The 22,350-nt window shown below is 64.6% G+C and carries 17 protein-coding genes; 7 read left to right on the forward strand and 10 right to left on the reverse strand.

Annotated elements, in window-relative coordinates:
- Positions 1-536: 536 nt before the first annotated feature.
- From ACZ1J6_RS04355 to ACZ1J6_RS04380, 6 genes are all read right to left on the reverse strand, one after another.
- Positions 537-1,931, reverse strand: a complete 1,395-nt coding sequence (locus ACZ1J6_RS04355) for an ISNCY family transposase (protein ID WP_431566760.1) — start codon at positions 1,929-1,931, stop codon at positions 537-539.
- A gap of 259 nt (positions 1,932-2,190) precedes the next feature.
- Positions 2,191-3,240, reverse strand: a complete 1,050-nt coding sequence (locus ACZ1J6_RS04360) for an NAD(P)-dependent alcohol dehydrogenase (RefSeq protein ID WP_134095520.1) — start codon at positions 3,238-3,240, stop codon at positions 2,191-2,193.
- 141 nt (positions 3,241-3,381) lie between these two features.
- The gene (locus ACZ1J6_RS04365; RefSeq protein ID WP_465126984.1) at positions 3,382-4,290 is read right to left on the reverse strand and encodes a LysR family transcriptional regulator; all 909 of its coding nucleotides are present in this window, start codon (positions 4,288-4,290) and stop codon (positions 3,382-3,384) included.
- A 131-nt stretch (positions 4,291-4,421) separates the two neighbouring features.
- Entirely contained in the window at positions 4,422-5,909 is a 1,488-nt protein-coding gene (locus ACZ1J6_RS04370) for an efflux transporter outer membrane subunit (protein ID WP_465126985.1), read from the reverse strand.
- Positions 5,910-5,911: 2 nt separating this feature from the next.
- A complete protein-coding gene (locus tag ACZ1J6_RS04375; protein ID WP_132265692.1) occupies positions 5,912-9,109 on the reverse strand; it encodes an efflux RND transporter permease subunit in 3,198 nt (1,065 codons plus the stop codon).
- Between the two features lie 6 nt (positions 9,110-9,115).
- Complete coding sequence (locus ACZ1J6_RS04380; protein WP_465126986.1) at positions 9,116-10,345, reverse strand: efflux RND transporter periplasmic adaptor subunit; 1,230 nt, start codon at positions 10,343-10,345, stop codon at positions 9,116-9,118.
- Positions 10,346-10,449: 104 nt separating this feature from the next.
- On the opposite strand from ACZ1J6_RS04380, the gene ACZ1J6_RS04385 reads away from it, so the two are divergent.
- The gene (locus tag ACZ1J6_RS04385; protein WP_243654205.1) at positions 10,450-11,064 is read left to right on the forward strand and encodes a TetR/AcrR family transcriptional regulator; all 615 of its coding nucleotides are present in this window, start codon (positions 10,450-10,452) and stop codon (positions 11,062-11,064) included.
- A 173-nt stretch (positions 11,065-11,237) separates the two neighbouring features.
- Entirely contained in the window at positions 11,238-11,501 is a 264-nt protein-coding gene (locus ACZ1J6_RS04390; protein WP_132265696.1) for a hypothetical protein, read from the forward strand.
- Positions 11,502-11,787: 286 nt separating this feature from the next.
- On the opposite strand, the gene ACZ1J6_RS04395 is transcribed toward ACZ1J6_RS04390, so the two are convergent.
- Positions 11,788-14,052 (reverse strand): NADP-dependent malic enzyme, encoded by a 2,265-nt coding sequence (locus ACZ1J6_RS04395; RefSeq protein ID WP_431567568.1) that lies wholly within the window; start codon positions 14,050-14,052, stop codon positions 11,788-11,790.
- Between the two features lie 401 nt (positions 14,053-14,453).
- On the opposite strand from ACZ1J6_RS04395, the gene ACZ1J6_RS04400 reads away from it, so the two are divergent.
- Together ACZ1J6_RS04400 and ACZ1J6_RS04405 are read left to right on the forward strand one after the other, a co-directional pair.
- Positions 14,454-14,921, forward strand: a complete 468-nt coding sequence (locus tag ACZ1J6_RS04400; RefSeq protein ID WP_132265699.1) for an outer membrane protein — start codon at positions 14,454-14,456, stop codon at positions 14,919-14,921.
- 217 nt (positions 14,922-15,138) lie between these two features.
- Positions 15,139-15,561 carry a hypothetical protein gene (locus tag ACZ1J6_RS04405; protein ID WP_132265701.1) on the forward strand — a complete coding sequence of 141 codons (423 nt, stop codon included), beginning with the start codon at positions 15,139-15,141 and terminating at the stop codon, positions 15,559-15,561.
- Between the two features lie 13 nt (positions 15,562-15,574).
- Here ACZ1J6_RS04405 and ACZ1J6_RS04410 read toward each other — a convergent pair whose 3' ends face one another.
- Positions 15,575-15,937, reverse strand: coding sequence for a winged helix-turn-helix transcriptional regulator (locus ACZ1J6_RS04410; RefSeq protein WP_132265702.1), 363 nt, complete (start codon positions 15,935-15,937; stop codon positions 15,575-15,577).
- Positions 15,938-16,039: 102 nt separating this feature from the next.
- Between ACZ1J6_RS04410 and ACZ1J6_RS04415 the strand changes: the two genes are divergently transcribed.
- The gene (locus tag ACZ1J6_RS04415) at positions 16,040-17,158 is read left to right on the forward strand and encodes an NADH:flavin oxidoreductase (protein ID WP_314466412.1); all 1,119 of its coding nucleotides are present in this window, start codon (positions 16,040-16,042) and stop codon (positions 17,156-17,158) included.
- Between the two features lie 48 nt (positions 17,159-17,206).
- Here ACZ1J6_RS04415 and ACZ1J6_RS04420 read toward each other — a convergent pair whose 3' ends face one another.
- Both ACZ1J6_RS04420 and ACZ1J6_RS04425 read right to left on the reverse strand, forming a co-directional pair.
- Positions 17,207-18,481 carry an MFS transporter gene (locus tag ACZ1J6_RS04420; RefSeq protein ID WP_431567570.1) on the reverse strand — a complete coding sequence of 425 codons (1,275 nt, stop codon included), beginning with the start codon at positions 18,479-18,481 and terminating at the stop codon, positions 17,207-17,209.
- A gap of 94 nt (positions 18,482-18,575) precedes the next feature.
- A complete protein-coding gene (locus ACZ1J6_RS04425; RefSeq protein ID WP_431567571.1) occupies positions 18,576-19,376 on the reverse strand; it encodes an alpha/beta fold hydrolase in 801 nt (266 codons plus the stop codon).
- Positions 19,377-19,476: 100 nt separating this feature from the next.
- On the opposite strand from ACZ1J6_RS04425, the gene ACZ1J6_RS04430 reads away from it, so the two are divergent.
- Together ACZ1J6_RS04430 and ACZ1J6_RS04435 are read left to right on the forward strand one after the other, a co-directional pair.
- Positions 19,477-20,373 carry a LysR family transcriptional regulator gene (locus ACZ1J6_RS04430; RefSeq protein ID WP_431567572.1) on the forward strand — a complete coding sequence of 299 codons (897 nt, stop codon included), beginning with the start codon at positions 19,477-19,479 and terminating at the stop codon, positions 20,371-20,373.
- Positions 20,374-20,470: 97 nt separating this feature from the next.
- Entirely contained in the window at positions 20,471-22,306 is a 1,836-nt protein-coding gene (locus tag ACZ1J6_RS04435) for a sensor domain-containing diguanylate cyclase (RefSeq protein WP_465126987.1), read from the forward strand.
- The last annotated feature ends 44 nt before the right edge of the window (positions 22,307-22,350 follow it).

The following is a 22,350-nucleotide window of genomic DNA, read 5'->3' on the forward strand; positions in this document are numbered from 1 at the left end:
AAGATAGAAATGTCACCGCTTGATGCAGCAGGGGCAGCGCGCAGCCCCGCCATCTTGCGCAGCGCTGACCCTGCTGGTGCACAGGCTTGTGGGTGGTGCACCCCGGACCCGCTGCCCTGCAGTGGGCCCCCTCAATGGCCGCTTTCGCGATCCACAATGGTTCGGGTGTATGGCGAGAAGGGGTGGCTAGCGGACCTTCCGCTTAGCCACTCTCCTTTGCTCTTCCGCAGAGTTGGCGGGCGGCCAAAGCATGGCGGCGAGCATAGCTGCCATCGCGACACCCGAGCAGATTAGAAGCGGCAAATAGCTCCATCTGAGCGCTGCAAAAGCGAGCAAGCCTGAGGCGATGGACAACGCGAGCGACATTCCATCCCGATATGTTTTTATATACGGAGAAGCGTACGCGGCTTTCAGCCAAAGCGCCGGAGGCGTTATGATTGCAAGCCATTCCATCATTACAACGTATCACGTGACGGTGGGACCGCAATGTCCGCAATGGGGCGTGAGCCGACAGGCCGCTTTTAGCGCGGGCTTGGCTATCCCGTCCGCTCCTTCATGTAAGCCACCGTTGGATTGCGGCGAGCGAGAGGCGGTCGACCACGGCGGCGCTTGGCCGGCTCTGCGTCAGCTGATGCCGGCGGGGCAGGAAATATGTGTGGTCCCTGAGAACTGCGGCACGGCTCGTTGTTGTTGCGCTTGCGGGCCGGCAACTGCTCCTGCAGCAGCTTGGCCATCGCCAGCGCCGCATCCAGATGCTTGTTGTCGACGATCGCGGCCTGGTTGACCTGCCGGATCTTGTCGAACACGCGGTAGGGCAGGGAGTGTTCCCCGTGCCGGATCTCCAGCGCGCCGTCCGGGAACTCGCAAACCTCGACCCGCTTGCCGGCGAGAGGGCGGCTGATCTCGGTCGGCTCCAGAATGAACATCGCCTTGTTGTAGTGCAGCGTCAGCGAGGACGTAACCGAGCGCCATTCGCGCCATACCATCTCGGTGCGCAGATTCTCATGCAATGCCAGCGGGCGGTGAACATCGCGTTCGTCGAAAGGCGCCTTGGCGAACCTGGCATTGTGCGTGACCATGTAGCCCGGCAGGAATGCATTCGCTGCGGCGATGGTCGAGATACCTTCCAGCCTCATCGCCTTGACCAGACGGACCTGCAGCGTAGCGTTGGCACGCTCGACACGGCCCTTGGCCTGCGGGGAATGCGCGCAGATGATCTCGATGTTGAGCGCCTCCATCGAACGGCCGAAATGCGTCATGCCATCGCCCTTGGCTGACGCTGTATTGTTGCGGAATACCGAGTGCTTGTCCGAATAGAATGCCACAGGCTTGCCGTGTGCCTCGATGTATTCCCGAGTTGCATCCATGTAGGCGAACGTACTCTCGCTCTCGACCATCTTGAGATGCATCAGTTCGCTGGTCGCATCATCGATATAGACGAGCAGGGTGCATTGCTGCCCGCGATCCTCAAACCACCAGTGCTTCGAGCCGTCGATCTGGATCAGCTCGCCCCGGCAATCCCGGCGATAGCGAGGCTGGTAGGGACGAGGGCGCCGCGCGTCACGGTCCTTCCAAAAACCTTCCGCGATCATCCATTTGCGCAATGTCTCGTGCGAAATGGTGATCTTGTGTCGCTCCGCCAGATACTCGGCCGCAAGCGTCGGCCCGAAATCGCTATAGTTCTCTCTGACGAGATCGACGACGCGCGTCCGAAACTCGGCACTGAAGGTCCGATTGCTAGGCCTGCCACGCTTCCAGGAAACCAGCGCTTCGGGACCATCGCTTCGTAATCGACCAAGCAAGCGGTAGACCTGCCGGCGCGAGACGCCAAGCAACATGGCTGCGTCTTCTATTCGCAGTTCGCCGCGCTCAAAGCGCCGCAGGGTATCGTATCTTGAAAGCTCGCCATGGCTCATAGCCACCACCGTCATAAGCGCATCTCCTGACTGGCAGGAGACCATGCCACCAGGATCGCGAGCCGTCCCGGTTAGTGACGTCTCTAAATTGCGGGCAGTGACATCTCTAAGTTGCGCTTACACTTGTGTAGGATCGATAATATAGATTATGTTAAACTATGGGAGTGACTAACGCACGGTTTTCACGGCGCTTTCGAGGCCCCTCCCGTGCGGCTCTCATGCGGGCGCTACGGAATGGCCCTGAAGCCGAAGCTCCAGGGCCATTCGGCAAACGTCAGTTCGCCAGCGTCGCGTTGTCGATCACGAAGCGGTACTTCACGTCGCTGCGCTGCATGCGGTCGTAGGCCTCGTTGATATCCTTGATGTCGATCATCTCGATATCGGAAACCACACCCTTTTCCGCGCAGAAGTCGAGCATCTCCTGCGTCTCGGCGATACCGCCGATCAGCGAACCGGCGATGGTGCGGCGGCGGAAGATCAGCGCGCCGACGTTCGGCGACGGATGCGGATGCTCGGGAACGCCCACCAGGGTCATCGTGCCGTCGCGCTTCAGCAAGGCCGTGAAGGCATCGAGATCGTGGCTGGCGGCGACCGTGTTCAGGATCAGATCGAAGCTGTTGGCATGGGCTGCCATCTCGTCGGGATTGCGCGAGACGACGACCTCATCGGCGCCCAGCTCCAGCGCCGCGTCGCGCTTGCTTTCCGAAGTCGTGAAGGCAACCACATGCGCGCCGAGAGCATGGGCGAGCTTGACGCCCATGTGGCCAAGGCCGCCGATGCCGACGATGCCGACCTTCTTGCCCGGTCCGGCATTCCAGTGACGCAGCGGCGACCAGGTGGTGATGCCGGCGCAGAGCAGCGGCGCCACGGCGGCGAGCTGTTCGGCCGGATGGTTGATCTTCAGGACGAACTTGTCGCTGACCACGATGTTCTGCGAGTAACCGCCAAGCGTGTGACCCGGCGCATCCGCAGTCTGGCCGTTGTAAGTGCCGACGAAGCCATTGTCGCAATATTGCTCCAGGCCTTCGTCGCACGCCGAGCAATGCTGGCAGCTGTCGACCATGCAGCCGACGCCGACCGTGTCGCCGACGGCGAAGGCAGAGACTTCGCTGCCGACGGCGCTGACCGTGCCGACGATCTCGTGGCCCGGTACGCAGGGATAGAGGGTCCCTGCCCACTCGCCGCGGGCCTGGTGAAGGTCGGAATGGCAAACGCCGCAATAGGCGATGTCGATTGCGACGTCGTGCGCGCCAGGCGCGCGGCGCTCGATATCGAGCGCCACGAGCGGCGTCTTTTCGGTGACGGCTCCGAAAGCTTTCGTCATCGTTGCTGAATCCTTGATGCTGAGAGAATGTGGTGACGGTCCGCCACCAGCTCCCAATTAGTGCGCAAACGAATGCATATCATCCCCGCGCGCGTCGAACGCAGCGATGAATGAAATTCAGCTTGATCGCCTCGGGACGCCCTAGAGCCCCATCGGGCGTATCTCCCGGATCAGGTCGATCAGCAGGCGAAGTCCCGAAGGCACCTGCCGCCGACTGGAATAGTAGATGTGGAAGGCCTCGCCCATCGAGCCCCATTCCTCCAGAACGACCCGAAGACGGCCGGCAGCCACCTCGGCGGCGATCGACGGTTCCGCCGAATAGACGAGCGCCGCGCCGCTGAGCGCCATCTGCATGCCGATCCGCGAATTGCCGATCGTCACCGGACCGGGCGCGGCAATGACGTAGGCCTCTTCGCCGCGTTCGAACTCCCAGTTGTAGATGCGGTCGTTGCCGAGCCTGATCCTCATGCAGCGGTGACGTTCCAGGTCCTGCGGCACTTCCGGCACGCCGAAACGCTCGAAATAGGCCGGCGATCCTGCCACGACCCAGCGCATGGTGGGGGACAGCCTCTGGACGATCATGTCCTCGGGCACGGTGCCGCCATAGCGGATGCCCGCGTCGAAACCCTGTTCGATGACGTCGACCATGCGGTTGTCTATCGAAAGGTCGATCTCGATGTCGGGATAACGGTCGATGAACGTGGGCAGGACCGGCGCCAACAGGAGTTCGGCCGCATCTTCGGGCACATTGAGACGGATGCGCCCGGCCGGTGCGTCCCTGAAGCGGTTGAGGACTTCGGCGGCATTGTCGATGGCATCGAAATGGTCGGAAATCGCATCGCGAAAGGCTTCGCCCGCGGCCGTGAGGGTTACACTGCGGTTGGTGCGGTTGAGCAGACGCACGCCGTGGCGATCCTCCAGGCCCTTAAGCGCATGGCTGAGCGCGGAGGCGCTGATGCCCAGTTCCAGGCTGGCACGGCGAAAACTGCGGTTACGCGCAATCGCCAGGAAGTAGGCGAAGTCCGCGAGATCGGAACGGCTGAATTTCATGCCGACCGTTCTTGGTCGAGCCTGCCGCCATGTCCAGCCCTGCCGTGCAGGGAAGTTGAGAGAAATTCGCCTCGCAAGGGCAGTCCGGCCGGTATCGAGGCCATCGAGACCGGCCGGACCCCTGCAGGGTTTCAGTTCTGCGGCGTGGCGGAGGCCCCTGCTCCGCCCGATCGTTGTCCTGCCGCCTGCTGTTCGTCAGCGAGGCCGCCGCCCAGCGAGCGGTAGAGTTCCACCAGGTTGCTGGCCTGGGTCAGGCGGGTGCCGACCAACTGCTGTTCCGCCGCGTAGGCGGTGCGCTGGGCGTCGAGCGAGGTCAGGAACGAGTCCACCCCGGCCTTGAAGCGCGCGTCGGAAAGGCGCGCGGCAACCTGGGCGGATTCGGCGCGGCTCGACTGGGCGCGGACCTGGTCGCCGATCTTGCCGCGCTGCGCCAGAGCGTCCGCCACTTCGCGGAACGCGGTCTGGATGGACTTTTCGTAAGTGGCGACGGCCGCCACTTGCGAAGCCTTGGCATAAGCCAGGTTGCCAGCCCGCTGGCCACCGTCGAACAGCGGCAGGGTCGCTCCCGGAGAGGCGGTATAAGTGAAAGTGCCGCTCTTGAAGAGGCCCGACAGCGCCGTGCTGATCGTGCCGATGGTACCGGTGAGCGAGATCGTCGGGAAGAACGCCGCGCGGGCCGCGCCGATATTGGCGTTTTCCGCGATGAGCAGATGCTCGGCCCGAAGCACATCCGGGCGGCGCAGCAGGACATCGGACGAGATATCCGCCGGCAGCGCATCGCGCGTCACCGGGGTCGACGAGAGCCCTGTCGGCAACTGCTCCTGCGGCACCGTGGTGCCCACCAGAAGGTTCAGCGCATTCTGGTCGAGCGCCACGCTGGCTTCCAGCGCGGCAATGTCGTTCACCGCGCCCTGATAGTTGGTGTCGGCCTGCCGCACTTCGAGTTCGGACCCGACACCGATGCGGAACTGCTCGCGGGTCAGGCGAAGCGTTTCCTCGAAAGTCTTGAGCGTCTCGCGCGAGAGGCGGAGCCGCTCATTGTCCGAGGCCATGGTCAGCCAGGCGGTGGCGATTTCCGAGATCAGGCTGATGCGGGTGGACCGCTGCGCTTCCTCGCTGGCGAAGAATTGCTCCTGCGCGGCCTTGCTCAGGTTGCGGATCCGGCCGAAGAGGTCGAGTTCGAACGCGGAAATCCCGGCGGTCGCCGAATAGATCTCCACGTCCTGAGCGCCGACGACACCCGCGCCGGTGCCGCCGCCGACGGCGCCCGCGATATTGTTGGTATACGTCGCGGTGCCGCCCGCATTCACGGTCGGGAACAGCGAGGAACGCTGGACCTTCAACTGCGCGCGGGCCTGGAGCACGTTGGCGGCCGCGATCCGCAAGTCGCGGTTGTTGGCAAGCCCGGTCTCGATGACCTGCCGCAGCCGGTCATCGAGGAAGAAATCGCGCCACCCGATACGGGTCACGTCGAGGGCGTCGGTCGGGGCGACCGGATAGACACCGCCTTGCGGCAGCGCCACCGGAACCGCACCCACGGGCCGCTCATACCGCGGCGCCAGATTGCACCCTGCCAGCATCGTGGTGCCGGCGATCAGGGCGATAAGGGACTTTTTCATGTTCAGATTCCCTGCGGCTCGGTGCCGTCGGAGGAGCGGGGACCGGCTTCGGTCTCGACATGGGCCTCGGTTTCCTCGTGGCGGTCGGTCTGCCCGTGCTTGAACAGGCGGCTGACGACCACGAAGAACATCGGCACCAGGAAGATCGCGAGGATCGTGGCCGAAAGCATGCCGCCGACGACCGCACGGCCGATGGCGTTCTGACCGCCTGCGCCTGCGCCTGTCGAAACCGCCAGTGGCAGCACGCCGAACACGAAGGCCAGCGAGGTCATGAGGATCGGGCGAAGGCGAAGCCTTGCCGCCTCGATGGCTGCGCTGAAGGCATTCATGCCGGATTGCACGCGTTCCTCGGCGAATTCGACGATGAGGATCGCGTTCTTCGCGGAGACGCCGATCGTGGTGATCAGGCCGACCTGGAGGTAGATGTCGTTGTTGAGGCCGGTAAGTTTGGCGGCAAGAACGGCACCGATGACGCCCAGCGGAACCACCAGAAGCACTGCGATCGGAACCGACCAGCTTTCATAAAGCGCCGCGAGGCAGAGGAAGACCACGAAGAGCGACAGCGCATAGAGCGAGGGTGCCTGACCGCCGGACAGGCGTTCCTCGTAGGACAGTCCGGTCCATTCCAGCGAAGTGCCCGCGGGCAGCTTCTGCTGGATTTCGGTGATGGCCTCCATCGCGGCGCCGGTGCTGACACCCTCGCCCGGTGCACCCTGCAGCTGCACGGCGGGCCGGCCGTTATAGCGGGTGAGGATGACCGGAGCCGTCTTCCACGACAGGTTGGAGAAGGAACCGAAGGGTGCCATCTGGCCGTCGCTGCTGCGAACGTAGAAGTTCTCGATCGCCTCGGGCGAGGAGCGATACTGCTCGTCCGCCTGGAGGTAGACGCGCTTGGTACGGCCGCGGTCGAGGAAGTCGTTCACATAGGCGCCGCCCCACGCGGTCGAGATTTCGCTGTTCACCGCGCTCAGGTCGAGGCCGAGCGCACCCGCCCTGTCCTGATCGATGTTGACGTCGAGCTGCGGGGCGTCGTCGAGGCTGACCGGGCGAACCTGCGCCACGCGCTTGTCCTGAGCGGCAAGGCCCAGAAGCTGGTTGCGCGCCGCGATCAGCTTGTCATGGCCGATGTTGTTCTGGTCGACCAGCCACATGTCGAAGCCGGTCGCATTGCCGAGTTCCTGCACCGCCGGCGGAACCAGCGCGAAGATCATGGCATCCCGGTACTTGGAGAAGGCGCCCATGGCGCGGCCGACGATGGCCGGAGCACGGTTGTCGGCACCGCTGCGGTCTTTCCAGTCCTTCAGCTTCACGAAGGCCATGCCCGCGTTCTGACCCTGGCCGTTGAACGAGAAGCCGCTGATGGTGAAGACGGATTCGACGTTGGCCTTCTCATCCTTGAGGAAGTGGTCGCGCACCACGTCCAGGCCGCGCTGGGTACGCGGCAGCGTGGCACCCGGAGGCGCCTGGACCAGCGCGAACATCGTGCCCTGGTCTTCCTCGGGAAGGAAGCCGCTCGGCAGGCGCCAGAAGATCAGGCCCATGGCGACCACGATCAGCAGGTAGACGAGACCGGAACGCTTCCAGCTGCGTGCCGAAGAGCGCACGCCCTTCTCGTACTTCTCCGTGCCGCGGTCGAACTTGTCGTTGAACCAGCGGAAGAAGCGCGAGAGCAGTCCGTTGCCCTCGTTCTTCGTGGGATCGTGCGGCTTGAGGATGGTGGCGCAGAGCGCGGGGGTGAGGATCAGTGCGACCATGACCGAAAGCGCCATCGACGAAACGATCGTGATCGAGAACTGGCGGTAGATGACGCCGGTGGAGCCGCCGAAGAAGGCCATCGGCAGGAACACCGCCGAAAGCACCATGCCGATGCCGATCAGCGCGCCGCTGATCTCGTCCATCGATTTTCGCGCCGCTTCCTTCGGTGTCAGGTGCTCCGTCTGGATCAATCGTTCGACGTTCTCGACCACGACGATGGCGTCATCGACCAGCAGGCCGATCGCCAGCACCATACCGAACAGGGTGAGCGTGTTGATGGAGTAGCCCAGTGCCTGCATGACCCCGAAGGTGCCGAGCAGGACCACGGGAACCGCGATCGTGGGAATGATCGTCGCGCGCCAGTTCTGCAGGAACAGGAACATGACGAGGAAAACGAGCACGACGGCTTCGAACAGGGTGTGGACCACCTGCTCGACGGAGAGGCGAACGAACGGCGTGGAGTCGTAAGGATAGACGACCTTCACGTCCTGCGGGAAGTTCTTGGCGATGCGTTCGACTTCGGCCTTCACCAGGTCGACGGTGTCGAGCGCGTTGGCGCCCGATGCCAGCCTGACGCCGAAGCCCGATGCGGGCTTGCCGTTGTATTGCGTGTCGAAGCCGTAGATTTCGGCGCCGAGTTCCACCCGGGCGACGTCGCGCAGGCGCACGACCGAGCCGTTCTGGCCCTGGCGAAGACGGATGTTGCCGAACTGCTCGGGCGTCTGAAGGCGGGACTGGACGGAAACGGTGGCGTTGAGTTCCTGCTCCTTCGAAGCGGGAAGCTGACCGATCTGGCCGGCGGAAACCTGCGCGTTCTGCGCCTGAACGGCCGTGCTGACATCGGCGATGGTCAGGTTGTAGCTGCGCAGCTTCAGCGGATCGACCCATATGCGCATGGCATATTGGGTGCCGAAGATCTGCAGTTCGCCAACGCCGTTGATGCGGCTGACCGGATCCTGCACCTGGCTGACGATGTAGTCCGACAGGTCGTTGGCGCTATGGCTGCCGTCCTGCGAATAGATCGCCGCAACCAGCAGGAAGCTCGCCGCCGACTTGGCGACGGTGACGCCCTGGCGCTGGACTTCCTGCGGCAGCAGTGCGGTGGCCGCCTGCAGCTTGTTCTGGACTTGAACCTGGGCGATGTCGGGATCGGTGCCCTGCTCGAAAGTCAGGGTGATGGTGACATTGCCGGCCGAGGACGACTGCGCCGAGAAGTAGCGGAGCTGGTCGATGCCCTTGAGCTGCTGCTCGATGATCTGGGTGGTCGTGCGTTCCAGCGTTTCCGCGTCGGCGCCGGGATAAGTGGCGCTGATGGTGACGGTGGGCGGCGCGATCTCCGGGAACTGCGAGATCGGCAGGCTGCGGATGGCCAGTGCGCCGAACATCATCAGCACGATGGCGATGACCCATGCGAAGATGGGTCGGTCGATAAAGTAGCGTGCCATGATCGGTTACTGACCCTGTCCGGCCTGATTTTGGCCAGTCTGAGTTTCGCCGGCCTGATTTTGGCCGGCCTGCGGCTGACCGGCACCCTGGCCTTGTGCGGCAGGTGCCGCGCCTGCGGGCTTGGCGGCCTGTGCGGCCACCGGCTTCACGGCGGCGCCGGGACGCAGCATTTGCGCACCGTCGAGAACCACCTTGTCGCCAGCCTTCAGGCCCGACGTCACCAGCCAGCTGCTGCCGACGGTCCGCGGCGCGGTGAGCTTGCGCATCTCCAGCTTGTTGCCGGCGCCGACCACGAGCGTCGTCGGATTGCCCTTCTCATCGCGGCTGACTGCCGATTGCGGGACCAGGATGCCGTTGCTCCGGGTGCCTTCGACCAGCTCGGCCCGGACATACATACCGGGCAGCAGCAGGCCGCGCGCATTACCGAACTGCACGCGCACCACCTGGCTGCCGGTCGAGGGATCGACCGTCACATCGGTGAACTTCAGCGTGCCCTCTTCGGAATAGTCGCTGCCGTCTTCAAGCTTCAGGCGCACGCGGGCGGCGCCGCCGCTCTGCGAAAGGTCGCCCGAGAGCAACTGCTGGCGCAGGCGCAGCACGTCGGCGCTGGACTGCTGGATGTCTACGAAGATCGGATCGAGGCGCTGGATGGTGGTCAGCGCGTCGGCCTGCGAGGCGGTGACGAGCGCTCCGGTCGTGAAAGTGGAGCGGCCGATGCGGCCCGAGATCGGTGCGCGAATGGTCGTGCGGCCGAGATCGATCTGAGCGCTACGCAGCGCCGCTTCCTGTGCGGCCACGTCCGCCCTCGCCTGCGCGGCACTGGCGGATGCGTTCTCCGCCTCCTGCCGCGAGATCGCGTTGATCTTGACCAGTTCGCCGTAGCGGCGGGCCAGCGCAGCAGTGTTGGCGATATTGGCACGGGCACGGACGAGCGCGGCGCGCGCGCTGGCGGCCTGGGCCTCGTAAGGCGCCGGATCGATGCGATAGAGCGGCTGACCGGCGCGCACCATGTCGCCCTCCTGGAACAGGCGCTGGAGGATCAGGCCGTTGACCTGCGGGCGGACGTCTGCGGATTCGTAGGCCGTGGTACGGCCCGGAAGCTCGGAGCTGAGCGTCACCGCGCCCTCCTTCACAGTCACGACTCCGACCTCCGGGGGACCGGCAGGAGCCGGCTGCTCTCCACCGCCGCCGCACGCGGTCAGAAGCAAGGCAAGAGCCGGGGTGATCTTTTTCATGGAGCAAGCCCGCAATGAGAGTTAAAACGTGAGTGAATGTTCACTCATTGATTCGCGCGATGTGTATTGGGTCGCTAGAACGATTGCAAGGTGAGGAGGATGCAGTGAAAGATGACACAATTATGGATCGCTCGCGAGCGGCGCGTTCGGTCGCCCGCCGCGAGCATCTTCTGGACACGGCCAGAAAGCTCTTTGTGGAGCAAGGGTTCCATCGCACCGGCATGGCGCAGATCGCCCTGGCCTCCGGGATCAAGGTCGGCCAGATCTACCGGGACTTCGAGAACAAGGAGGCGATCATCGCTGCCATCTGCGAGATCAACCTTCTCGCCTGGCTGGAGGAAGACAAGCTGGAAGCCGCGGTGGCAGCCCGCGATACGGCGGCAATCCGCGCCTGGATCGAGCGTTTCTGCCTGGACGAGCCGACCCTGGAAGACCGCCGCTTGATGGCAGAACTCCTGGCAGAAGTCGGTCGTAACCCCATCATTGCCGCCATAAACCAGAAAACCGACGACCGCGTGCGGCTGCGGCTGGACGAAGCGCTTGAATCCCTCTTGCCCGGCGTGTCGCGAGAGCGCCGGTCGCTGGTCGTGGATCTCATCTTCCTGCTCTCGTGGGGGATGATGGCGATGATGGAACTGTCGCCCGACAAGAAGCATGCGCCGGTGCGGGATCACATCGTTTCGGTGCTCCGCAAAGAGCTGGCCGCCTTAAACGATTGAGGGACGGACATTATTCCCGGCAGCCAAGTGATATTGCGTTTGTTTCGCAAGATGGTCGGTTTCGAGACCGATCATTGCGCAAACCTGTCATGATGACTGGACAGGCCGTTCGAATCGTATCATCCTCCAACGAGACGCGACCCTCCAGAAAAGTCGCGCGGAGGATGCCGATAATGATCGAGAAGAACGAGGTGGACTCAGGCGAGAAGGCGATGATCCTGTTGCAGAGCCTGATCTGCTATTTGCGTGAAAAGAATGTCCTCACGCGTGCCGATATCGAAGAGCTGCGCGACAAGGTCGAAGCGCGGATCGCCGATGCCGAGAGCCACCTGCCCTGCGCCAGTGCGCTGGCAACGGCCGCCGCCACGGAAATGCGCCAGCTCGAACAATTCTGCGGAAAGAAGTTCGGCGGCAAGCACCGTCACCGGGTCAACTGACGCACGCGATCTTCGATCGCGTTTGGCGTCGGATGCGAAGGTGATAAGCCAAGGCTGATGTGAAAGATGCAACTCAGGTTGCAGTCTTTGCCGAGGCCTTGAGCGCCCTTAGTTGCGCCTTACGCAAATCATCTGGCTCAGCAGGAGCCAAGAATCGAGGTGCTCCTCAGACCCGATTCTTCGATCATCGTGCAGAACGTCATCGAACTTCGGCCGAGTGGTTCCGATCGGGATCAGTTTCCTGCGGACACAGCGCCTTCAGGCGCCGCATCCGCAGGTATCGGGTTCAGACCTGCTCGAGTTGAGCGGCTGCGATAGCCGTGAGATTGAGGATGCCGCGCGCGGTGACGCCAGGCGTCAGGACGTGGATGGGCTGGGAAAGGCCCATCAGCATCGGGCCGACAGTAGGCGAACTGGACGAAGCCGAGAGCGCCGTCAGCGTAATGTTCGCCGCATCGAGGTTTGGCATCACCAACAGGTTCGCGGGTCCCTCGAACCGGGCATCCGGCACCAGGCGATCGCGAAGGGCCTGGCTGAGCGCGGCATCGGCATGCATTTCACCGTCGATCTTCAGATCCGGTGCTGCGGCCTTCACGATGTCCAGGGCGGCGCGCATCTTGCGCGCGCTCGGGCTATGCGAAGCGCCGAAATTGGAGTGCGAGAGCAACGCGACGCGAGGACGCAGGCCGAAGTGCTTGAGCTGGGTGGCACCGAGCTGCGCCATTTCGGCGATCTGCTCCGGTGTGGGATCCGGCACCATGTGCGTGTCGGTGATAAACAGCGCGCCGGCATCCAGGATCAGACCTGAAAGTGCGTAGACGCGGCTGCTGCCCGGCTCGCGGTCGATCACGCGCAGGACGTGCTCGATCTGGCCCCAATATTCGGAGCGCCCACCGACCAGGGCCGCATCGACCCGGCCGGTGCGCAGCAGGAGCGCCGCGGTCAGTGTCGGGCGCCGATAGACATGGCGCGGGATCTCGTCGGATGGCACGCCCTTGCGCGAAGCCACCGCGCGATAGGCCTCGACGAGCTCGCCCATGACCTCATGGTCGGTTTCGGGGTCGATCACTTCCACGTCGCGGTCGAGCTGGAAGCCGAGACCGAGGCCGGGCAGCTTTTCTTCCAGGACGCGGCGGCGGGCGACGATGGTGGGACGCGCGATTTCTTCGTCGAGCACGTCCTGGATGGCGCGCAGCACGCGCTCGTCTTCGCCTTCGCCGTAGACGATGCGGCGGCCGGAGCCGCGCGCCGCCTGGAACACCGGAAGCATGAGCTGTCCGGAACGCGTGTTCTGGCGCGTCAGCTTGCGCTTGTATTCGTCGAGGTCGACGGTCTTGCGGGCGACGCCGCTGGCCATGGCCGCCCGGGCAACAGCTACCGCGATCTCGCCGATCAGGCGCGGATCGAAGGGCGTCGGGATGATATATTCGGGGCCGAACACCAGCTTGCGACCGCCGTAGGCCTGGGCAACGCTGTCATGCGCGGGCAAGCGGGCGAGTGCGGCGATAGCCTCTGCCGCAGCCGCCTTCATTTCTTCGTTGATCGCCGTCGCGCCTACGTCCAGCGCGCCGCGGAAGATGTAGGGGAAGCACAGGACGTTGTTGACCTGGTTCGGATAGTCCGAGCGGCCGGTGGCGATGATCGCATCCGGGCGAACTTCGCGAGCGATTTCGGGGCGGATTTCGGGCTCGGGATTGGCGAGCGCGAAGATCAGCGGGTTCGGCGCCATCAGCGGCAGCCATTCCGGCTTGAGCACGCCCGGCGCCGAAAGGCCGAGGAAGAGGTTCGCGCCGGGCAGAACTTCCGGCAGCGACCGCGCATTGGTCTCGCGCGCGTAACGCGCCATGTTCGGCAACATGCCCTCGCGGCCCGAGTGGATGACGCCGTCCTTGTCGGTCAGCGTCACGTTCTCGATCTGGAGGCCCATCGAAACCAGCAGGTCGACACAGGCCAGCGCTGCCGCGCCCGCGCCCGAGGTGACCAGCTTGGCTTCAGCCAGGGTCTTGCCCTGAAGCACCAGCGCATTGCGGACCGCGGCGGCGACGACGATGGCCGTGCCGTGCTGGTCGTCATGGAACACCGGGATGTTCATGCGTTCCTTGAGCCGCGCCTCGATGGCGAAGCATTCGGGAGCCTTGATGTCTTCGAGGTTGATACCGCCGAAGGTCGGTTCCAGCAGAGCCACCGCTTCGACGAACTTGTCCGGATCGGTGGTGTCCACTTCCAGGTCGAACACGTCGATGTCGGCGAATTTCTTGAAGAGGACGGCCTTGCCCTCCATCACCGGCTTCGAGGCCAGCGCACCGATCGCGCCCAGGCCGAGCACTGCGGTGCCGTTGGAGATCACGGCCACCAGATTGCCGCGCGCGGTATAGTCCATCGCCTTGTCGGGATCGGCAGCGATCTCGACGCAGGGTGCGGCGACCCCCGGCGAATAGGCCAGCGCCAGGTCGCGCTGGTTTACCATGCGCTTGGTCGGCTCGATACGGAGCTTACCCGGCTGCGGATGGAGGTGGTAGTCGAGGGCGGCGCGGCGGAGATTGTCGTCCATGGCGGCCCTCATAGGCAAAGGATTCGCGCTTGCCTATGCCTTCCGGACCAGCATCTTTTCCTCTCCTTCCAGAAGCATCCTTATACAATGGACGGCGCGGCGGCCCGGTCCTCGCGAAGATGTGCCGCGTGCACGGGGGTTTTACCGCCCCATCCACTCGCTATCCCGCGGTTTTGCCGATTTTATCCACAGAGCATTTTTGACCGTTCGCGGCACCCGCAGAGCCACGCAGAACAAGCCGAAGCCCGCAGGAAACCTGGCTCCTCCAGCCCTGCAAAGGCGAGACGGGCCGGAATTCTGACTGTCATCAGAATGACTTGTTCACTTCGGTGCAAGGCCCTGGCCTCCACTCGGTGGCTGCCCGGAAGAGGGCCGGGGAAGAAAGATACTGGAGTTTGAATATGCGTATTGCACTTGTTTCGCTCGCCGCGGTTGCCGCCGTCGCTGCCGCCTCGCCCGCTTTCGCGAACGAGGCCCGCGTGGAAGCGCGCACCGGCGTGATCTGGGACGGTAGCGACAGCGATGCAGTAGCTGGCGTCGCTGCCGGTTACGACTACGATCTCGGCGAAAAGTTCTTCGTGGGCGTGGAAGGTTCGGCCGACAAGGTGCTGACCGACAACACCCGCGTCTCGTGGGGCGTCGGCGGCCGCGCCGGTGTGAAGGTCACGCCTTCGACCAAGCTCTATGCCGCCTCGACCTGGCAGTCGAAGTTCACCAAGTACGGCAACAGCGCCGTCGGCGTGGGCGGCGGCCTGCAGCAGGACCTGAACGACAAGTTCTACGGCAAGGTCGAATACAAGCACCTGCTCGTCGGCGACAACACGCCGGATGCGGATGTCGGCCTGGTCGGCGTCGGCATGAAGTTCTGATCTGACGCCTTCGTCCGGCCGGCATCACGGCCAGCCACCGGGAAGGCCGGACGAGGACGAGGAAAAGGCGGCTCGCGAGAGCCGCCTTTTTTGCGTTACGGCCGTGTCGGGCTGCCGAAGACGGTCATTTTCATCCAACCCCATTCCGCAACCGCTTCTGTTTCTATATCAAATCGGGGTGGGTGGGATTTTCGGATCACCAGACAGGAACACGGACATGACGGACATTGCACTGGGATTTGCAATCCTCGCCGCCGCGAGCCTGCCCGCCTTGACCGATGGCGAGGACCCCGCAGCACTCACCGGGCGCGCCGCCGTGGAGCGGCTTGCAGGCAACACGCTGGAAGAAGACGATTCCCAGCTTCCGGGCGAGCACGTCATTTTCCTCAAGCCCGGCGGCATCGCCCGCATGCGCGAGCATGGCCAGGGTCACAGGGTGATGCAGCAGCGCTGGGCGATCAGCCCCGAAGGACTGCTTTGCGTTTCCGAGCGCCGCGCAAAGGATGTCGGCGGCCCGGAAAACCGCGACAGCGAATGCGCCAGCATCTCCATCAGCGGCGACCGCGTGGAGATGAGCGTGCCGGACCTCGACGAACCGCTGACTGCCCGCCTGCTTCCCGGAAACCCCTACAAGCTTTGAGCCTCGCCCTGCCCTATGCGGCCCGCAGGTCGAAAGCGCGCCGCGATTCTTCCACTTCGTCGAGATTGTCGAGAGTCCACCGGTAGAGCGCCTTGAAAGGTGCATGGAGCGATTGGCCCAAGGCCGTGATCTCGTACTCCACGCCGACCGGCGAAGTCGGGATCACCCGGCGGGAAAGCAGGCCGTTGCGCTCCAGTTTGCGCAGGCACTGGGTGAGCGCCTTCTGCGTCACGCCCTCCATGTGCCGCTTGATGGCGTTGAAACGCATCGGCCCCGGAACGAGCACGGTCAGCACCATCATCGACCACTTGTCCGCGATCTGGTCGAACAGTTGCCGGCTCGGGCAGCCGATGTCGAAATGCTGGCATTCGGGCAAGCGGTATCCTCCAGTATACCTAGGCGATTAAAGGTGCCTCATTGACACTAGGTTTCCAGTTTATACCTAAGGGCCTTCCTGTTTCAATGGAGACCTGCCTGCATGTCGGCATCCAATACCGAAGTCCTGTTCCGCCCCTTCAGCATCCGTTCGCTCGACCTGCCGAACCGGATCGTCATGGCGCCGATGACGCGCGGATTTGCGCCAGAGGGCATCCCCGGTGCTCCGCAAGCGGCTTATTATCAGCGCCGCGCTGAAGGCGGCGTGGGGCTGATCCTTTCGGAAGGCACGGTGATCGACCGCCCCGCCTCTCGCAACATGGCCGGTATTCCGCTGTTCCACGGCGAAGAAGCACTGGAGGGTTGGAAAAGCGTGATCGGCGCGGTCCATGCCGCCGGTGGCAAGATGGGCCCGCAGATCTGGCACACCGGCTCCACGGTGGGGCCGGATGGCTGGGATCCGGGCGTGCCGGTCGAGAGCCCTTCCGGGTTGCTGGCGCCGGGTCAGCCGCGTGGTTCGGCCATGAGCGAGGAAGACATTGCCGATGCCGTCTCCGCCTTCGCCCGCGCCGCAGCGGCTTCGAAGCGCCTCGGCTTCGACACGGTCGAGATCCATGGCGCGCACGGCTACCTGATCGACCAGTTCTTCTGGTCCGGCACCAACGAGCGTGCGGACCGCTACGGCGGCGCCACGATCCGCGAACGATCGCGCTTTGCCGGTGAGGTCGTCTCCGCCGTGCGCGAGGCCGTCGGGCCCGACTACCCCATCATCCTGCGCCTCAGCCAGTGGAAGCAGCAGGACTATCTCGCCCGTCTGGCGGAGACGCCCGATCTCATGGCCGATTGGCTGCAGCCGCTGGTCGATGCCGGGGTGGACGTGCTCCACTGCTCGCAGCGCCGCTTCTGGGAGCCGGAATTCGCCGAAATCGACGGCGAAAAGGGCCTGAACTTCGCGGGCTGGGCCAAGAAGCTCACGGGTGCAGCCACGATAAGCGTCGGCTCGGTCGGCCTTTCCGGCGAATTCCTGGCAGCCTTCGGCGGCGAAAGCTCAACCTCCACTGCGCTGGACGATCTGGTCGAGCGCATGGAGCGCGACGAATTTGACCTGATCGCGGTCGGCCGCGCGCTGATTGCCGATCCGGACTGGGTCAGCAAGATCGGCAAGGGCGAATCCGGCAAGCTCAAGGGCTTCGACGCCGCCACTCTGGGCGAACTCGTCTGACACTGCGACGGGGAGCGCTTCGGGGATTAGTCCCCGCAGCGCTCCTCATCACCCTGTCGCCGTCTCCCGCGCGAGGCGCAGCCCGAACAGCGCGGCAGCCAGCGAGGCGAAACCGAGTACGCCGATCAATTCCGGCACGTCGAGCCCCGCTGCCAGCAGCCCCGTCATCGCCAGCACGACCCCGACCGTCACCGCGGCATTGACGATGTTATTGGCGGCAATGATGCGGGAGCGTTCCTCTGCGGCGCTGTACATTTGCAGGATCGCGTAGAGCGGCACGATGAACATGCCGCCCGAGAAGGCCACCAGCACCAGGTCTGCCAGGATGCGCGGCGCGCCGGGGTTTGCCAGGAACTGACGGAACGAAGCCTCCTGCGCGGCGGGGATGAAACCGCTGGTGGAGAGCCAGAGGTCGATCAGGCCGATCGCCAGCCCCAATGCCGAGATCGGCACATATCGCGCAGAGACTTCGCCGCCCAGCAGCTTGTTGACCGCCAGCGAGCCCAGCGCGATCGTCACCGAAAAGATCACCAGGAACACCGTCGCCACTTCCTGCCGGGCCGCCAGGGTACCACTCACCAGCGGCGCGAATTCCGACACGAGCACGGCGCCTGCCGCGAAGAACCAGCTTATGCCCAGGACCGAGAGCCAGACGGCCCGGCCGCTTCGCGCGGTTCGCAGCACCTCCATAGTCCCGCGCCAGAGGTTCCAGTCGACCGGATGCTCGCCGCGAACCGGCGGCGCCGGCGGGATGGCGCGAGCGAAAAGGTAGCCGAGAAATGCAATGCCCATGGCGGCCAGGCCCGCTTCCCAGGCCGGGATCACGCCGGCCACGAGCTGCCCGCCAAGGATCGCCAGGAATGTTCCCGCCTCGATCAGGCCGGTGCCACCCATGATCTCGTGCGCGGCAAGATGCTGCGGCAGGATCGAATATTTCACCGGTCCGAAGAGCGTGGAATGAAGCCCCATCAGGAACAGCGCCGTCATCAGCACGGGGATCGACTGGAGCCAGAACCCACCCAGGCCCACGGCCATGATCGCGATCTCGGCCAGCTTGATCCAGCGGACAAGTCGCGCCTTGTCGATCCGGTCGGCAAGTTGTCCGGCGAGGGCGGAGAACAGGAAATAGGGCGCGATAAACACCCCGCTGGCGATGGCCGCCAGCATTCCCGCCTTGTCGGCCTCACCGGCGAAGATCACGAAATTCGCCAGGAACAGCATGGCGAATTTCAGCAGGTTGTCGTTGAAGGCGCCCAGAAACTGGACGACGAACATCGGCGCGAACCGCCGCTTCGCCAGCAGCGAAAGATCAGGTGCGGACATGGCGAACTCCCCCCATGGAGAGTTCGTTAGCGGCATTTGCGAAAATGCCCGAGAGCTTTTCGCGTCCTATCGGCTCAAAACGGGTTGCCCCCGTTCAGGCTGCCTGGCGCTGGAGCCAGTTCCGCAGCAGGAAGTTCACCTGCTCGGGATGTTCGAGCGCCGCCATATGGCCGCAGGCGCCGATCATGTGGAAGCTGGAGCCTTCGATCCGCGAATGGATCTCACGGGCGTGATCGGGCGGGGTGATGCGGTCCCCCTCGCCTACCACGATCATGGTCGGAACGCGGATGGCTCCCAGGCTGTCCAGCGAATCCGGACGCATCATGATCGCATGCTGCTGGCGAATGAAGGCATCACCGCCGACGCGCGAGGCCATGCCGCGCATCTCGTCGGCAACCGGGCCGACGGTGTTGTCCGCATGGACCAGATCACCCAGCAGGCGGTGCGTGATGCCCACGAACTTGCCGCGGCGCAGGGACTCGATGCCGGCCTTGCGCTGCCGGCTGCGTTCGGGCGTATCGCCGCGAGCGCTGGAATTGATGAGAGCCAGGCGCGAAACGCGCTCGGGCGCCCGGCGCATGATCTCCAGCGCGACGTAGCCGCCCATCGAGAGACCCGCCAGCGAGAAGCGGCGCGGCGCGGCAGCCAGGGTGCGCTCGGCCATGGCGCCGATCGTGTCGTCGAGGGTAAGATCGGCGATCATCGGCGCAGCGACATCGGCCAGCGCATGGACCTGTCGGCGCCAGAGCGACTGGTCGCAGAGCAGGCCGGGCAGGAACACCACGGGCTCCAGAGCCGGCACATGGTCGGCGCTGGCGCGGTTCCATGCGGTCTGCCCCGGCGCGGAATGCGCCTCGGTCGTGAACTCTGCAGTGTCGGTTGCCAAACTAGCCATTTCAAATCTCCTGAGGCCGAAATGGGCTTGTGCGCTCCATCTGTCCAATTCATGATGAAGGCGATCTCAATATGTTTTAGATATGAAGCGAAGGCGGCAGATGGAACTCAGACACATCCGGTATTTCCTGGCCGTGGCTGAGGAACGCCACTTTACGCGCGCCGCCCAGCGCCTGGGGATCGGACAGCCGCCGCTCAGCCATCAGATCAAGGATCTGGAACGCGAAGTAGGCACACCCCTTTTCCACCGCATCCCGCAAGGCGCGGAATTGACCGAGGCCGGGCGGGCCTTCGAAGCCGGTGTGCGTCAGATTCCCGGTCTCGTCGGAGAGGCCGTCGTTGCCGCCCAGCGCGCCGCCGCCGGTGAAACCGGCCGCATTCGGGTGGGTTTCACCGGCTCGGCCGCGTTCAATCCCCGCGTTCCTCAGGCAATCCGCATCTATCGCCGCCGCTTCCCCGACGTCGAACTGAGCCTGGCCGAGCACAATTCCATCGGCCTGGTGGAGGGCCTGAAGAACGGTTCGCTCGATGCAGCCTTCCTGCGTCCCGACGCCGTGGACAAGCAGGGGCTGCGCCTCTTTCACCTGGCCGACGAGCCCCTGATTGCCGCCCTCGCCTCGGCGCGAATGCCGCATGGCGAGCCGATCCGGCTGGAGCAGCTTGCCGAAGACGCCTTCATCCTTACCCCGCGCGCGCTCGGACCCACCTTGTTCGACGCCACGCTGGAGGCCTGCCGCCGCGCCGGGTTCGAACCGATACTGGGCCAGTCGGCGCCGCAGGTCGCTTCGGTTCTGGCCCTCGTCGCGGCCGAACTGGGTGTGGCGCTTGTGCCGGAATCCATGCGCGACGCCTCGTTCAGGGGCGTGACCTATCACGACCTTACGGGCAACGCCCCCAAAGTCGCGCTGGCCCTGGCAACGCGAAACGACGAGCAGGCGGCAACCGTCGCGGCCTTCGTGGCGGAAGCGCGCTTCCCCTCGGAAGCGGAGCCCGGATGAGAGGCCGAGCCAGGCCGAAATGGCGCCCGGCGGAAACCCGCGGTCAGGCAAGTTACCCATTTACAGGATGCTAACCATATTCCACTAGCCATGCGCGATGCCCCGTTCGTTCCCCAGACGACTTCGCCTGCCGCTGCGCGAGGCCGTTCTGACAGCCACGACTTATTTCGTCTGCGCGGCCATCGCCCTGCAGCTGACGCGTTTCGACGCCGGCATCGCCATCGTGTGGCTTGCAGGGCCGATCCTTTTCGCAAGGCTGAGCAGCACGCCGCGCTGGCGCTGGGCGGGCATCGCGCTGGCATGCGCGCCGGTCGGGTTCTGCGCCTCCATGCTTTTCGGCTTCCACGGCCTGGTGGCCGTGCCGCTCTCCCTGCTCTGCATTGCCGAGGCGGTCTCCGCCGCCTGGCTGGTGCGCCGGCTTTATCCGCGTTTCGGCAGGTTCCAGTCGCTGCCCGAAGTCGGCATGTTCCTGCTTGTCGCAGGACTGCTGGTCCCGGCGGCAGCAGCTTTCGGCGCGGCCCTATGCGCCCATGCCGCAAGCGGCATCCCTTATTGGAAAGCCTGGCTCGACTGGTATGCCGGCCATGCGCTCGGCTTCGTGACTTTCGCACCGCCGGTGCTTCTGTCCCTGCGCGGCGAAACCCGCCAATGGATCGCCGCAGCCGGAAGCAAGCGGGTGGGCGAAGCGGCCATACTGCTCGGACTGGTGGTGGCGGCCTCGCTGATCACCTTCGGTCAGAACGTGATACCGCTGGTCATCATTCCCTTCGTGCCGATGGTCGCGGCCACTCTGCGACTGGGGCGGTTCGGTGCGATTTCCTCCATCGTCATCCTGGTGAGCATCGGCCTGTCGTTCTCCCTGGCAGGACGCGGGCCGACGACCCTGCTTCATGGTCCAATGGCCATGAAGCTCCAGGTCCTGCAGATCTATTTCGCCTCCATCGTGCTTATCATCCTGCCGCTGGCCGCCGAACTGCGCTCGCGCCGCCGCCTGGTGGACCGCCTGCACGCCGCCGAGGCGCTGCACCGCGCAGTGCTCGACCGCATGAGCGACATCGTCGTGCGCGTGAGCGCGGACGGTACGGTGCGCTACGCCTCGCCTTCGGCCAGGCAGGTCACCGGCTATGCGCCTGCCGAACTGGTGGGAAGCTCGATGTTCAAGCTCATCCTGCCGGACGACGTGCCCACCATCCTCGAAGCACGCAGCCGCGCGCTGGCCGACCCTGACCAGACGGCGATCCTCGAATATCGGGTCTGCTGCAAGAACGGCGACATCGTCTGGGTGGAAAGCCATATCCGCGGCATCCTCGACGAGGACGGGCAGACTTCGGGCACCGTCAGCATCATCCGCGAAATAACGCGCCGACGGCAGCTGGTGGAAAGCCTCACCGCTCAGGCCATGACCGACCACCTGACCGGCGCCTGCAACCGCCGCGCCTTCGACGAGGCGCTTCTCGCCGTGCTCGGCCAGTCCCTTGCGGAACCCGCTGCCGACGAAGCCCCGACGGGATGCCTGGCACTGTTCGATCTCGATCATTTCAAGCGCATCAACGACCGCCACGGCCATGCCACCGGAGACGATGTGCTGGTGCGCTTCGTCTCGATTCTGCGCGGCGCTGTTCGCGAGGGCGATCTCGTGGCCCGCCTTGGCGGTGAGGAATTTGCCGTATTGCTGGCCGGTCTCGGCGTCGACCAGGCCCATCTGGTCTGCGAGCGGATCCGCATGCGGTTCGAGGAAACGACGATCCGCGATCCCCTCGGCAACGCCGTGGAAGCGACCGTAAGCGTGGGAATTGCGCTGATCGTGCGGGGCGAAGAAAGCCGCACGATCATGACCCAGGCTGACGACGCGCTCTACCGGGCCAAGCAGGGCGGCCGCAATCGGACGGGCCTGCCGCTCCCCACCGACCCCGAGGAACGACGCAGCGCCTGATCGCAACCGCACTGCATCAACTGTGGCTCGTCATGCGCTAGGCT

The sequence above is a fragment of the Novosphingobium sp. BL-S-21 genome, from assembly GCF_055521655.1.